Source organism: Mucilaginibacter sp. P5_A6 (genome assembly GCF_056400585.1).
The window spans coordinates 85291-98809 of record NZ_JBFUKZ010000001.1; the positions used below are offsets into that span (position 1 = coordinate 85291).

The following is a 13519-nucleotide window of genomic DNA, read 5'->3' on the forward strand; positions in this document are numbered from 1 at the left end:
ACTTAGGTTTTTGTGTTTTTTTATTGATTAATTCCTGATGCCCAACAGCGCCGCTTTATGGTGTGCCCAGGCAATATAAAGGTCGGCATCCGGCGTTTCGTGAATGTTGTAATACAGTTCGGCTCCATCGGTAGGTTCGTTAATGCGGTTTAATTCGGCCACATCAATAAACTGCCATTTAACGGTTTGTTTCTCTATATTTTTAAAGCTATCCTGGTTGGCATGGCCAATCTTGTTAGCTTTTTCAAAGGCATTTAATTCAGTTTCGGCACTTATCAGGCGCAACTGTTCATCAAATTGCGCCTGATGATCCCCATCGCCGCTTATTACCCTGAAAACTAATTTTGCTACGTACCAGTTCATGATTGTATGATGTTTAAGCCCCCTCTAAATCTCCCCCGCTGGTTGGCGGGGAGTTTTTGGGGTATTGTTTGTTTTTAAATATCTAAGCCCCCTCCAGCCCCCTCTAAATCTCCCCCGGTAGGGGAGACTTTTTCTTAAGCCCTTCCGCTAACCAGCGGAGAGGGTTTGGGTGGGGCTCCTCAATAACTGCGGATATCAACCCCCGCAAAAATGGAAACTCCTTTTAGCACCAGTATTTTACCGTTAACGTTTGATGCGGTGCTTTTTATCCTTTTATCATCCACACTGGCAAACACCGCAGCCAGATCTGACACTACCTGCCAGTTGGAGGGCACAATAATTTTGGTGCCGCCGAAGATCTGGGTGATGTCAAGGTACACCCGGCCTTCAATATCGGCCTGGGTAAAATCAATTTCGGCGCCGCCAAAAATGTTCACTATTTCGCCGCCTTTAAAGGTTTTTGATAAAACGGTTTTGTTTACCCCGCCGAAAACAGATACGGTATCAAGGTAATCATCCCCATTATGATGCCCGAATGGTGGGGTATGCGGAGGGGTAAAAGGGTCTTTAGGTGGTATATCGTCGCTATCCTTTACCGTATAATCAACCACAGGGTCGTTCACCTTATCAAAGTCGAACTTTGGTTTTTCGGTTTTAGTCCAATTGAAATCTTTTTCCCATTTGTTCCTGGCCCATTGTGGATCGCCGTGTTTACCGCGACGTACAATCAGCCAGAAACCAAAAGCGATGAGCGCTATCGGCCAAACAACTTTTCCGGCATCGTCTATATTATTATTGAATAAAAAAAGTACACCTAAAAACACCAGTATACCCCATGATGAATTTTTGAAATTATGCTTGGCACCAATATACAGCCCCCAGCCAATAAGCCACATAGGCCAGCTGAACAGCCAGCCGGGGATTAAAAAGAATGATAACTGCTTTATAAGCAGTAACCCCCCAACGGCAAGCAAAATAATGCCGGCCATTGCTTTGCCTTTATTAGGGGTTTGTGGAGAATTTATATCGTTGTTCATTTGTTATATGCATTTTAAATCATATCCAAAACTAAGGTAACATTATAGTTGAGCCAAACAAAAACTGGTGATGTATTTAAAGAAATCGGTGAGGGGGGAGGTTTTGTCGGTGAAAAAATTGGAGGGTGATATATTAATTACATAAAAGTAGATTAAAGTTGAATAAAACTCGCTCATTTATCATCAAAACCTGTATAAAACTACTATAAAACCGGACTTTTTTAACAGGAATAAGCAGCAGGTATACTGGTTTCGTCAACATCACTGACAAGATCCTGCCAGTGTTCGGATCTTACAAAAAAACAAGCGTCCGGGCATGTAAACCCCGAACAAAAAAACGAACACCCGCAAAAAAGGGAGAACCTATACGGGCCCTCCCTTAAATCAAACTATTAAATCAATTACACTTCCGGCCCGGCGGTTTTATCAAAATTGAATGGCTTTTTAGGCTCGCCGAAAGTATATTCTTCTTCTTTATTTTTGCGTGGTTTTAATACCAGCCAGGTACCAAAGCCCATGATGGCAAGCGGCCAAACTATGCGGTCGGCACCGGGGATGTTGTTATCAATTAAGCAGGCTACACCTATCGCAATAATAATTATCCATGATGGTTTCCTGAAGTTGTATTTGGCAGCCATATAGGTGCCCCATGCTATCATCCACATCGGCCAGCTAAACAGCCAGTCGGGTATAAAAAACATGTTAAATTCGTTTATCAGTAATATACTTCCTATTACCAATAAAATTGCCCCGGCAGCAGCTTTGCCGTTGTTTGGGGTATTAATGGTGGTGTTTATATCGTTGTTCATCGTCTTGAGTTTTAAATTATACCTAAAAGTACGGCGGTACAAAGGCGTTGGCAAGCCTATATTGGCGACTGGGGCTAAACTACCCGGTAAGGAATAGGATTTTGTCGGTGAAAACGGATGGGGATTTTACCGGAACTTTGAGGTCGAAACTATGCCGCTTAATCGCCCGTAAATGCTTATATTGCTTTAGCTAATTATGATTATGACAGATGCCGATATACTTATCATTGGTGCCGGTGCGGCAGGATTGATGGCTGCCCGTACGCTGGCAAAATCGGGCAAACGGGTAACCGTATTGGAGGCCCGCAACCGGGTAGGGGGCCGCATTCATACGCTGGAATATGGTTCAACCCAACAACCTTTAGAAATGGGCGCCGAGTTTATTCATGGCGATCTGCCTGTTACGCAATGCCTTCTGGATGAGGCTGGTATAGCTTATCGTCATGCCAATGCATCTATGTGGAGATACGACGACGGTGACTTTAAAAACGATGGAAGTTTTGTTGAACACTGGGATCTCCTGATAGAAAAGCTTAACGCCTTGCAGCAGGACACCAATATCAGCAACTTTTTGATGCAGGAGTTTAAGGGTGATGAATACCAGGGTTTAAGGGAGTCGATAAGGAAATATGTTTCGGGCTATGACAATGCCGACCCTGGGAAGGCAAGCGCATTTTCGTTAAGAAAAGAATGGCAATCAGAGGATGAAAACGCGCAGTATCGTATCGAGGGCGGATATATCAGGCTGGTTAAATTCCTGGCAGATGAATTGGTTCAGGCCGGGGGAAATATTTATTTAAATGCTGTGGCACAACATATTGACTGGCAGCCACACCAGGTAAAAATAACCACCGACGCAGGTATTACCTATACCGCCGGGCAATTACTTGTAGCATTGCCCCTGGGTGTTTTACAGGCCGCCAAAGATGGCGTGGGAGCGATAAATTTTGATCCGGGAATACCTGATTACATCAAAGCCGTAAATACCCTGGGTTTTGGTGCGGTGATTAAAGTATTATTGGAGTTTGATAAAGCTTTTTGGGAGGAAGTGAAAACAAAAAAACTCCCGGTTACGAGCCTGAAAAATATGGGTTTCCTGTTCAGCAACGAACAGATCCCCACCTGGTGGACACAGGTGCCCAATCATACAACCTTGTTAACCGGTTGGCTTGGCGGCCCCGAAGCAGGTGAAAAAGTTGATACCCCAGATGAAGAGATATTAACGCAGAGCCTGCAATCATTAGCAAATATCTTTACGCGCGATCCACAACAGTTAAAAGAAAGCCTCCTCAGCTGGCATGTAGTAAACTGGACAGCAGATGTATACACACGCGGCTCCTACGCATATGATACCGTAGAAGCCAACCAATCACGAAATATTTTGTGCGAACCCGTACGGGATACCATCTTCTTCGCCGGCGAATACCTTTACGAAGGCATCGCCATGGGTACCGTTGAAGCCGCCCTTACCAGTGGCTTAAGAATGGCAGAAAGGATATTGGATTTTAAATAAAGAAAGGTTAGATGTGCGGATTACAGATTTCAGATGTGCAGATTTTGTCTGAACCGGGATTTTTGGAATTAAAGAATGAACAGAATTTTATCAAACTTAGATTATGCGACAGAATTCTTAAAATTCAAATAATTCCATGAATTCGAAAAATTCCGGTTCAGATAAGAATCGTACAATCAAAACATCACCTGCACATCTGAAATCTGCACATTTGAAATCTGAAATCTACACATTTGTAATCAGCACATCTAACCTCCCATCAGCAACACCATCATCGCTTCTTCAACCCTGTCCATTTCAAGCAGTTGTTTGGCTTTTAAATGCAATTGCAGTTCGCGGGTTTTGCTATCGCCAATGGTGGCATCAAGCAGTTCTTTTATTTCGGGATCCAGTGCATAGGTTTCAATGGCTTCATCTGTGGGTAGCAGCTCCAGGTTGCCCAACTGGCCCAGGTTATTCCCGGTTAATATCCTCGAATTGCGAATAGCATATGGCAAAGCATCAACCCCAATACCTATTTTAACGTTTGGTTTAGCTACTTTAAAAAGGTTATCCTTAGTTACCCGGCAATACCAATCGCCGCCAAGGCGGGCTACCTGGTCTGTTTTTGTCTGATCTATCTTTCCGTCGGCCCCCAAAATACTTTCGCTGATATGGATCAGTTTTATTTCGGCCAAAATCAAATTTCCGGCGCCTGCACTTTTGCCCAGGCTTATTACATCATTCACCACGCACTCCAACTGTACTGTTGATTGGGCCACTCTTGGCGGTTTTACCAAATGAGAGGCTACCGGGGTTAAACCCGATTTAATAAACTCATTTACCCCCTTAGGGTACTCCACGCTTGATAATGAGACCTGTTGCACCATATCATAATTAACAATATTTATCACGCATTCCGGTACCTCTAATATATTTTCCAGCGTATGCTTGGTGGTATTATCGCGTACCCTGCGCGATGGCGAAAACACGCATAAGGGCGGGTTAATGCTAAAAACATTAAAAAAACTAAACGGGCTCAGGTTAACATTGCCATCCTTATCAATAGTTGATGCCAGGCATATGGGGCGCGGGGCCACCGCATGATTAAGATAGTTTTGAAGCTCTAAAGTTGTAAGATCTTTTATATTGATGGATAGCATATTACCTGGGGGCTTATTTCTTCAACCCCAAAATCGAAAAATCATCCTTGGCCTTGGTGATGATATTGCCCAGCATACCCAAACCGGTTATTTCCATCTCTACCAGGTCGCCAGCTTTAAGCCATTGGGGTTGATAGTGGGGTTCATGCAGTAATCCCGTTCCGTTAAGTTCCAGGAAACATCCGGTACCAACCGTGCCAGATCCAATCACATCACCAGGTAGCACATCGCAACCGTAGGCACAACGTTCAATGATTTCGGCAAAGGTCCAGTCCATATCGGCCATATTGCCTGCGGATACCTGCTTGCCATTCACCCCGCATTTCATCTCTAAATTATAGGCATTACCAGTATGGCCTGGTTTGGCAGCTACCTTATATTTTTCAAGCTCATCGGGCGTTACCAGCCAGGGGCCTATTACGGTTGAAAAATCCTTGCCTTTTGCCGGGCCAAGGTTCAATAGCATTTCTTCTATTTGCAGGGTGCGGGCACTCATATCGTTCATAATCATATAACCGGCTATAAAGCTATCCGCATCGGCAGCCCTTATGTTGCGGCCTTTTTTGTTTAGTACCACGGCTATCTCCAGTTCAAAATCAAGTTTATTAAAATGATCTGGCATGCACTCAATTTCGCCGGGGCCTTGTATGGCATTATGGTTGGTAAAATAAAATATGGGGTATTGGTCAAACTCGGGTATCATATCTGCCTTGCGGTTGCGGCGGGCGGCGGCTACGTGCTGCCTGAAGGCGTATCCGTCGCGGCACGATGCCGGGTGCGGCACGGGAGCTATCAGTTCAAAAAACAATTCTTCTTTAGCCTCCATTTTACCCGAGCTTATGGCTTCATGAACCCGCCTGGCACGATCCATCAGCTCATCACCGCCCCACAAAAATTCGTTCATATTATCGGGGATCAGCTTATCGCACGAGTTGAGGTTATAAATGTGGCCGTTTATAAAAATGCCTAAATGCTCGCGGTCTTCGGTTTTATAGGATACTAATTTCATACATTGAGGTAGTTGGTTATTTCAAAGCTAACAATTGTTTATTTGAAAATTTGGAGATTAATAAATAAACTGATGGTAATTTATTATAACTACTCTCCAATATTTTCAAATTAAAATAATTCCACCTAACTTCGTATAACACAAATCATGAGCATACAAAAGCATTTTTTATTTTCCCTCGGTCTAACCTCAATGAGCGATGCATCATCGTTTAGGGATGCTATGCTTGCCAAGATAGTATTGGCTCAATACTAAATTCTTTCTTTTTTCCTTTCTAATTGTCAATAAACCTTTTTTAAAGCGGTTTATTTATGTGTTTCCCGGCGTTTTTGATACGCTTGTGAAACTATCCGGATAGTTTAAACGTTTTATTTTCAATCAATTAAAACACCATGCCTGTATATCATACATTAGGAGCTATTCCGCCCAAACGGCATACGCAGTTCCGTAAGCCCGATGGTACGTTATATGCCGAAGAGCTGGTTTCTACTGAGGGTTTTTCGAGCCTTTACTCGCTGGTTTACCATGCTTACCCACCTACTATTGTAAAATCATTAGGTGAGCMTTACAGTGTGGAACCTAAAATAGTGCGCGAAAAGCATCTGAAACATACCAGCCTCATTGGCTTTAATATCGAGCCCGAAGATGATTACCTGCAAAGTCGAAAACCGGTACTGGTAAACAACGACCTGCATATTTCGCTGGCGGCCCCCCGTAAAAGCATGACTGATTATTTTTACAAAAATAGCCAGGCAGATGAGGTAGTTTTTATACATGAAGGGACAGGGACATTAAAAACCGGGTTTGGCAATATAAAGTTCGGGTATGGCGATTATTTGGTGATACCCCGTGGTACTATTTACCAAATAGAGTTTGATACTACAGCAAACCGCTTGTTTATTGTAGAAAGTTTTAGTCCCATCCGCCCGCCAAAACGTTACTGCAACCAGTATGGGCAATTGATGGAACACTCGCCGTATTGCGAGCGCGACATTAAGCGGCCTACAGACCTGGAAACCCATGATGAACACGGCGATTTTAAGATCCTGATTAAAAAACAGGGACTTATTTATCCATACATTTACGGTACCCACCCTTTTGACTTTATTGGCTGGGATGGCTTTCATTATCCATGGGCGCTTTCTATTCATGATTTTGAACCAATAACCGGGCGCCTGCATCAGCCGCCGCCGGTACACCAAACCTTTGAGGGCAATAATTTCGTGATATGCTCTTTTGTTCCCCGTAAGTTTGATTATCATCCTTTGTCAATCCCTGCACCATACAACCATAGCAATGTAGATAGCGACGAGGTTTTATATTATGTAGATGGTGATTTCATGAGTCGCAAAAGCGTAGTAAAAGGACAGATCACCCTACACCCCGGTGGTATTCCGCACGGGCCGCATCCCGGTTCGGTAGAAAAGTCGATCGGTAAAGAATCAACAGATGAACTGGCCGTAATGATTGATCCCTTCCGCCCGCTAATGCTGACAGAAGATGCTGTTAAGATTGAGGATGAGAATTATTATAAAAGCTGGCAAGAATAAGGCGAAAGCCAAAAGGGGGCTACGTCACAGCCTAATCACTAACCCGCTAATCCATTAATTAAAAAAACAATGCACACAAAAACCATAGATAAAAAAGTAACAGCGACAGATTTTTTACCGCTTAACGGTACCGATTATGTTGAATTTTACGTGGGTAACGCCAAGCAGGCCGCCCATTATTACAAAAGTGCTTTTGGTTTTCAAACGCTGGCTTATGCCGGCCCCGAAACCGGCGTTCGCGACAAGGCCTCTTATGTTTTAAAACAAGGAAAGATCAGGCTGGTGTTAACTACTCCTTTACATTCTGACCATCCCATTGCTGAGCATATTAAGAAACATGGTGATGGTGTAAAGGTACTGGCTTTATGGGTTGATGATGCTTATGATGCCTTTGAGCAAACCACAAGTCGCGGTGCCGAGCCTTACCAGCAGCCACAAACCCTCCAGGATGAAAATGGCGTGGTACGCACCAGCGGGATTAAGCTTTATGGCGAGACCGTTCACCTTTTTGTTGAGCGAAAAAATTATAAAGGTTTGTTTTTACCGGGATATAAAGAGCTGGAAACCACCTATAACCCCACTGAGACAGGTTTATTGTATGTTGACCATTGTGTAGGCAACGTGGGCTGGCATAAAATGAATGAATGGGTTAACTTTTATGAGGAAGTACTGGGTTTCAAGAATATTTTGACGTTTGATGATAAAATGATCTCGACAGAATATTCGGCCCTGATGAGCAAAGTGATGAGTAACGGTAACGGCTACGTTAAGTTCCCTATCAATGAGCCGGCAGAAGGCAAAAAGAAATCGCAGATTGAGGAGTACCTTGAGTTTTATGAAGGCGAAGGTGTACAGCATTTAGCCCTTGCCACGCATGATATTGTAGCAACGGTAACTGAATTGCAGAGTCGCGGTGTTGAATTCTTAACTATACCCAATTCCTACTATGATGAACTAACAAACAGGGTTGGTCATATAGATGAAGATCTTGGTCCACTTAAAGAGCTGGGTATTTTGGTTGACAGGGATAATGAAGGATACCTGCTACAGATTTTTACCAAACCGATTGAAGACAGGCCTACGCTTTTCTTTGAGATCATTCAGCGTAAAGGTGCCAAATCATTTGGAGCAGGTAATTTTAAGGCATTGTTTGAAGCTATTGAGCGCGAACAGGATTTGAGGGGGAATCTTTAATTAGATATAAGGGGTTAGATTTGAGACTTTATTTTAGCCGGGCTTTAGCCCGGTTTTTGTTATTAAATAAATTTTTGTAATTTGACTTAATAAATCATGGACATGAATATAAAAGAGGATTTTCATCATCTAATAGATACTATTGATGATGAACAGCTTTTAAAAGACTATTATCAGCTGATACAACGATTAAATACTGATCAAACGGGCAATCTCTGGAACAATCTGAGCGAAACTGAAAAGCAAGAATTATTATCAGCTTATGATGAGAGCTTCGATGAAAACAATTTAATAAGTCATGAGCAGGTAAAACAGCAACATGAAAAATGGCTAAAGCAATAATATGGAACCGCAGAGCCAGTATTAAGTTTAACGAGATTATTGCATACCAGCAAAGTGACTGGAGCCATAATGTAGCAAGAAATTTTGTCATTAAAACTTATCGAATAATTGAAATTATTGCTCAGAATCCAGAAATCGGAGCATTGGAGAATAAAGAAAAACAAATTCGGGGGTTTGTAATTACTAAGCATAATACAGTGTTTTACAGGGTTGAAAACGATAAGATAATCCTTCTAAATTTTTTTGATAACAGACAACATCCTCAAAAGAAAACGAATATTTAAGATCTATATCTATTTAGCCGGGTGAATAGCCCGGCTTTTTGTTTATTAAACAATAGCCTATATTTGATATGAATAAGCGCTTAATCACATGAAAAAGATCAGTCTGCTAATCGCAATCCTTGCACTAAGTTTTAGCTGCTTGGCTCAAACTACAACCAAACCTGTTTACGATGGGGCACTGGCTAAAAAATTAGGGGCCGATAAGTATGGGATGAAAAAATATGTAATGGCTTTTTTAAAAGAAGGACCTACGCAAATCAAAGACTCGGTTGCAAGCGCTCAGTTGCAAAAAGCACACTTGCAAAATATTATGAAGCTGGCTGCCGAAGGTAAATTAATTGTTGCTGGTCCGTTTTTGGATGATCAGCCTATACGGGGAATATTTATTTTTAATGTAGAAAGCGTTGAAGAAGCTAAAAAATTAACTGAAACCGACCCGGCAATAAAAGCCGGCGAATTGGTAATGGAGTTACACCCGTGGTATGGCAGCGCTGCTTTAATGGAAGTGGTGAGGATTCATCATACCATTGAACGTAAAAGCGTTGTTGATTAAATTAATGCAAACTGCCAATGTTATCGGGCTGCTAAAACAAAAGGCTAACCCTGCCTATCTTGCCGGCATGTTACGCTTTGGAATTGACAATTCAAGTGCGCTTGGTGTTAAGATCCCCGACTTGCGTAAGCTGGCCAAAACGATAAAAAAGGATCATACCCTGGCCCAGGAACTTTGGGATACAGGTATTCACGAGGCCCGCATTATGGCCTCACTGGTAGATGATCCTGCTTTAGTTACCGAAGAGCAAATGGATAGCTGGACAAAAGGTTTTTGTTCCTGGGATCTTTGCGACCAGGTTTGCGGCAATCTTTTCGACCGCACGCCATTTGCAGTTGCCAAAGCTATTGAGTTTAGCTGCTGCGAAGAAGAATATGTAAAACGGGCCGGGTTTGTTTTAATGGCCGAATATGCTATGCACAACAAAAAAGCACCCAATGAAACATTTATACCATTTTTTACTATCATGGAACGCGAGGCCTGGGATAATCGTAACTTTGTTAAAAAAGCAGTGAACTGGGCCTTAAGGCAAATTGGTAAAAAGAATGAGTTTTTAAAAGCCGAAGCAATAGCCGCCTCCCGGCGTATGCTGTTGCAAAATCATAAGTCGGCAAAATGGATTGGCAGTAATGCATTAGCCGAATTGATAAATAAGTAATATTTATCAATAATATCATAAAAAATCCCTGAAAATATGGGATAAAACTAAAAAAAATTAAACTTTTTACTTGTAAATCTCCATTTTTTGGATTTTTTTTAAATAAATCCCCTAAAAACATTTAAAAAAACGATTTTCGTGTTTAAACATTCAAAAATGGCTTACTAAGCCTACAAAATCAGATGATATTAACATATTATTGTCATAATCAATCGAATTTTAAGTTATAAATTTATTTTGTAATTATCAGTATTTGAGTAGTTTATATCATATCAAATACTATATTTGGAATCCCATAATTATTAAAAAAATTTAAAGGTTCAGCAAAACATAAACAACCAGAGGTTGTAAATAGGGTTGTTTTCTAATTGTGGCACATAATTTATTATTGATATGCGTCATTAAATAAGTAAAGAAAAGGTTGTTTATAGTATGAGTTTTTCTGAAGGGCATAAATTTTCTGATGATAGCAAGCAGCATCTTGCTCAAATTATTGATAATATTAATGCCGGTATATGGGAGTATAATATTACAACTAAAAATATTAAATGGTCATCGGGGTTTTATACAGTTTTGGGGTACGAACCCGGCGAAATAGAATGCTCAAACCACATGTTTTTTGAACACCTGCTTTACCACCAGGATAAGCCAGCTTTTTTGGTGGCTTTAAATGATCAACCATCCGGTATTGTTAAACCTTTACAAATAAGACTGTTAACCAAAGCATCGGGCTATCACTGGTTTGAAAGTACTGTAAAAAAATATAGTGACGAAACCGGACAGATCATTTACGGCTCTGTTATCAATATCAATCAATTTAAACAAGTTCAAATACAGGCCGCGCATAATGATCTGATTTACAACGAGACTGTTAAAATTGCTAAATTGGGTAGCTGGGAAATCAATACTGCTACCATGGGGTTATGGTTATCAAACCAGTTATATAATATTTATGAACTGCAAAACCACGTTAAACTGTCAATTGAAGAAGCTATAAGTTTCTTTGAACCCCAGTATCGCCCGGTTATAAAAAATGCTATTGATAACACCATCGAATTTTGTCAGCCTTATGAGCTGGAATTACTTTTCAGATCAGCAAAAAATAAAGTAATATGGGTGAGGGTTAAAGGAATACCTATTATTGATGATTTTGGTAAATGTGTAACGGTACGCGGCATTATCCAGGACATTGACAATAAAAGGCGAAAAACACTCGCGCTGGAATCCTCATTAAATTTACTGACAGATCAAAACCGGAGGCTGCAAAACTTTGCTTATATAGTATCTCATAACCTGAGGTCGCATACAGGTAATTTGCAGTTTATGGTAAATTTATATGATGATACCGCAGTTGAAGAAGACAGGTCAGAGATTTTTTCGCATATTAAATCCATAAGTAATAGCCTAAGCGCTACCATTGAGCACTTAAATGAAATAGTTACGATACAAACCGAAATTACCAATGAAAAAACGGTAATCGACTTCGAAACGCTTTTTAAAAACATCTTATCGGCGCTTAAAAGCAATATAGAAGCGCTTGATGCTACAATAGAATTTGATTTTAGTAAATGTTCGCAAATAAGCTATATCCCGGCTTATATGGAGAGCATTCTGCAAAACCTGCTTACCAACGCTTTAAAATACAGCGATCCGGAAAGGAAGCCTGTTATTAAATGCAGCACATTGAAAGACCGCAATCATATCTATCTGTTTTTTGAGGATAATGGGATGGGTATAGATATGGAGCGCTATGGTGATAAAATTTTCGGCATGTATAAAACATTTCATCAAAACCCTGATGCTAAAGGAATTGGTTTGTTTATAACCCGTAACCAGATAGAGGCACTCGGCGGCACTATTAAGGTAGACAGTACAGTAAATATCGGTACAAAGTTTACTATCAGATTTGTATAACAATAATTATACAATTTGTATATGAAGCAAAAAAAGGTGCAGAAAAACTAATCAATTTAAAGGGGAAGGAGCGATCAGAAAAAAAAATTATAAGTATAGACCCTGATAGCTCAAGACCTATACTTATATAGCCTTTGTTATTCAATGTAGCTTTCCAGTATTTTAAAGCCACCGGTGGTTTCCAGCTCAACCTTATCTATGCTTTTTGGCAGCAATATACACTCGCCCATTTTAACAGGATAAGTTTCGCCATTATAAGTTACGTTATAAGCACCCTCAACACAAACGTGAATCACAAAAGAGTCAAGCGAAGAGTAGTCTTTTGAAGTGCTTTTATCAAAATCCAACAAATTGGTGGTAAAGTAAGGGCAGCTTACCAATTTAACAGTCTCGTTTTTTTCGGGCTTATATTTGGTTTTATATTCAGGATAATGCTTATAATCAATGGCTGCAAGGGCTTCCTGGGTATGCAGTTCGCGTTTGTTTCCATGGTCGTCAACCCTGTCGAAATCATAAATACGATAAGTTATATCTGATGTTTGCTGTATTTCGGCAATTAGTAAACCCTTACCAATAGTATGTACACGGCCGGCAGGTAAAAAGAAAACATCACCGGCGGTTACATCTTCCTTATTTAAAATATCCATGATATGGCCGCTGTTCAGCTTATCGAGGTAAGTTTGCTCGTCCAGTTCCTGGTTGAAGCCGGCAATCAGTGTCGATCCGGGATCGGTTTCAATAACATACCACATTTCGGTTTTACCGAAGGAATTGTGGCGTTTTTTGGCCAATTCATCATCAGGGTGCACCTGGATAGATAGATCGTCATTGGCATCAATAAACTTCACCAGTAACGGGAAAATATTACCAAAATGATCATAAACCTTTTTACCAACCAGTTCCTCCTTATATTGTTCCAATAAACCGGCAAGTGATTCACCTTCCAGGGCTCCGCCTGCTACTACAGACACATCAGATTTTACGCCCGATATTTCCCAGGTTTCGCCGCAGTTTGGCAGATCTCCAAAATCTTTATGAAGATAGGTTTTGATTTTTTGACCACCCCATATCTTATCTTTATATATGGTTTTAAATTTTAATGGATATAATGCCGACATCGTTTAAATTTTAGCTGCTAAGTTAAAAGTTAA

The 13519-nt window shown here is 40.9% G+C and carries 14 protein-coding genes; 8 read left to right on the forward strand and 6 right to left on the reverse strand.

Going from position 1 to position 13519, the window contains the following annotated elements:
* Nucleotides 1-27: 27 nt before the first annotated feature.
* The 3 genes from AC1DO4_RS00430 to AC1DO4_RS00440 all read right to left on the reverse strand — a co-directional run bounded on the left by AC1DO4_RS00430 (nucleotide 28) and on the right by AC1DO4_RS00440 (nucleotide 2209).
* Complete coding sequence (locus AC1DO4_RS00430) at nucleotides 28-363, reverse strand: DUF4288 domain-containing protein (RefSeq protein WP_295714116.1); 336 nt, start codon at nucleotides 361-363, stop codon at nucleotides 28-30.
* Between the two features lie 179 nt (nucleotides 364-542).
* Complete coding sequence (locus AC1DO4_RS00435; RefSeq protein WP_477411905.1) at nucleotides 543-1400, reverse strand: LiaF transmembrane domain-containing protein; 858 nt, start codon at nucleotides 1398-1400, stop codon at nucleotides 543-545.
* A gap of 401 nt (nucleotides 1401-1801) precedes the next feature.
* The gene (locus AC1DO4_RS00440) at nucleotides 1802-2209 is read right to left on the reverse strand and encodes a LiaF transmembrane domain-containing protein (protein WP_477411907.1); all 408 of its coding nucleotides are present in this window, start codon (nucleotides 2207-2209) and stop codon (nucleotides 1802-1804) included.
* 202 nt (nucleotides 2210-2411) lie between these two features.
* Between AC1DO4_RS00440 and AC1DO4_RS00445 the strand changes: the two genes are divergently transcribed.
* Complete coding sequence (locus AC1DO4_RS00445) at nucleotides 2412-3722, forward strand: flavin monoamine oxidase family protein (RefSeq protein ID WP_477411909.1); 1311 nt, start codon at nucleotides 2412-2414, stop codon at nucleotides 3720-3722.
* Nucleotides 3723-3970: 248 nt separating this feature from the next.
* Here the strand turns inward: AC1DO4_RS00445 and AC1DO4_RS00450 are convergent, their stop codons facing one another.
* Both AC1DO4_RS00450 and AC1DO4_RS00455 read right to left on the reverse strand, forming a co-directional pair.
* Nucleotides 3971-4864, reverse strand: coding sequence for a flavin reductase family protein (locus AC1DO4_RS00450; RefSeq protein ID WP_477411911.1), 894 nt, complete (start codon nucleotides 4862-4864; stop codon nucleotides 3971-3973).
* 13 nt (nucleotides 4865-4877) lie between these two features.
* A complete protein-coding gene (locus tag AC1DO4_RS00455; protein WP_477411913.1) occupies nucleotides 4878-5873 on the reverse strand; it encodes a fumarylacetoacetate hydrolase family protein in 996 nt (331 codons plus the stop codon).
* A gap of 392 nt (nucleotides 5874-6265) precedes the next feature.
* Between AC1DO4_RS00455 and AC1DO4_RS00460 the strand changes: the two genes are divergently transcribed.
* The 7 genes from AC1DO4_RS00460 to AC1DO4_RS00490 all read left to right on the forward strand — a co-directional run bounded on the left by AC1DO4_RS00460 (nucleotide 6266) and on the right by AC1DO4_RS00490 (nucleotide 12368).
* Nucleotides 6266-7423, forward strand: coding sequence for a homogentisate 1,2-dioxygenase (locus tag AC1DO4_RS00460; RefSeq protein WP_477411915.1), 1158 nt, complete (start codon nucleotides 6266-6268; stop codon nucleotides 7421-7423).
* A 69-nt stretch (nucleotides 7424-7492) separates the two neighbouring features.
* A complete protein-coding gene (gene hppD / locus AC1DO4_RS00465) occupies nucleotides 7493-8617 on the forward strand; it encodes a 4-hydroxyphenylpyruvate dioxygenase (RefSeq protein WP_477411917.1) in 1125 nt (374 codons plus the stop codon).
* Nucleotides 8618-8713: 96 nt separating this feature from the next.
* Nucleotides 8714-8959 (forward strand): hypothetical protein, encoded by a 246-nt coding sequence (locus AC1DO4_RS00470; protein ID WP_477404229.1) that lies wholly within the window; start codon nucleotides 8714-8716, stop codon nucleotides 8957-8959.
* Nucleotides 8944-9243: a type II toxin-antitoxin system RelE/ParE family toxin gene (locus AC1DO4_RS00475; protein WP_477411919.1), complete on the forward strand. Its 300-nt coding sequence runs from the start codon at nucleotides 8944-8946 to the stop codon at nucleotides 9241-9243. Before AC1DO4_RS00470 ends, AC1DO4_RS00475 begins: the two co-directional genes overlap by 16 nt.
* Before the next feature lie 88 nt (nucleotides 9244-9331).
* A complete protein-coding gene (locus AC1DO4_RS00480; protein ID WP_477411921.1) occupies nucleotides 9332-9796 on the forward strand; it encodes a YciI family protein in 465 nt (154 codons plus the stop codon).
* A 4-nt stretch (nucleotides 9797-9800) separates the two neighbouring features.
* Nucleotides 9801-10454 carry a DNA alkylation repair protein gene (locus tag AC1DO4_RS00485; protein WP_477411923.1) on the forward strand — a complete coding sequence of 218 codons (654 nt, stop codon included), beginning with the start codon at nucleotides 9801-9803 and terminating at the stop codon, nucleotides 10452-10454.
* A 432-nt stretch (nucleotides 10455-10886) separates the two neighbouring features.
* Nucleotides 10887-12368: a PAS domain-containing sensor histidine kinase gene (locus AC1DO4_RS00490; protein WP_477411925.1), complete on the forward strand. Its 1482-nt coding sequence runs from the start codon at nucleotides 10887-10889 to the stop codon at nucleotides 12366-12368.
* A gap of 137 nt (nucleotides 12369-12505) precedes the next feature.
* On the opposite strand, the gene AC1DO4_RS00495 is transcribed toward AC1DO4_RS00490, so the two are convergent.
* Complete coding sequence (locus AC1DO4_RS00495; RefSeq protein ID WP_477411927.1) at nucleotides 12506-13486, reverse strand: type I phosphomannose isomerase catalytic subunit; 981 nt, start codon at nucleotides 13484-13486, stop codon at nucleotides 12506-12508.
* Between the last annotated feature and the right edge of the window lie 33 nt (nucleotides 13487-13519).

Coding starts and splice junctions, on each gene's coding strand:
- AC1DO4_RS00435 (WP_477411905.1), bottom strand. CDS start 1,400: ATGAACAACGATATAAATTCTCCACAAACCCCTAATAAAGGCAAAGCA.
- AC1DO4_RS00440 (WP_477411907.1), bottom strand. CDS start 2,209: ATGAACAACGATATAAACACCACCATTAATACCCCAAACAACGGCAAA.
- AC1DO4_RS00470 (WP_477404229.1), top strand. CDS start 8,714: ATGGACATGAATATAAAAGAGGATTTTCATCATCTAATAGATACTATT.
- AC1DO4_RS00430 (WP_295714116.1), bottom strand. CDS start 363: ATGAACTGGTACGTAGCAAAATTAGTTTTCAGGGTAATAAGCGGCGAT.
- AC1DO4_RS00480 (WP_477411921.1), top strand. CDS start 9,332: ATGAAAAAGATCAGTCTGCTAATCGCAATCCTTGCACTAAGTTTTAGC.
- AC1DO4_RS00495 (WP_477411927.1), bottom strand. CDS start 13,486: ATGTCGGCATTATATCCATTAAAATTTAAAACCATATATAAAGATAAG.
- AC1DO4_RS00455 (WP_477411913.1), bottom strand. CDS start 5,873: ATGAAATTAGTATCCTATAAAACCGAAGACCGCGAGCATTTAGGCATT.
- AC1DO4_RS00475 (WP_477411919.1), top strand. CDS start 8,944: ATGGCTAAAGCAATAATATGGAACCGCAGAGCCAGTATTAAGTTTAAC.
- AC1DO4_RS00445 (WP_477411909.1), top strand. CDS start 2,412: ATGACAGATGCCGATATACTTATCATTGGTGCCGGTGCGGCAGGATTG.
- AC1DO4_RS00490 (WP_477411925.1), top strand. CDS start 10,887: ATGAGTTTTTCTGAAGGGCATAAATTTTCTGATGATAGCAAGCAGCAT.
- AC1DO4_RS00450 (WP_477411911.1), bottom strand. CDS start 4,864: ATGCTATCCATCAATATAAAAGATCTTACAACTTTAGAGCTTCAAAAC.
- hppD (WP_477411917.1), top strand. CDS start 7,493: ATGCACACAAAAACCATAGATAAAAAAGTAACAGCGACAGATTTTTTA.
- AC1DO4_RS00485 (WP_477411923.1), top strand. CDS start 9,801: ATGCAAACTGCCAATGTTATCGGGCTGCTAAAACAAAAGGCTAACCCT.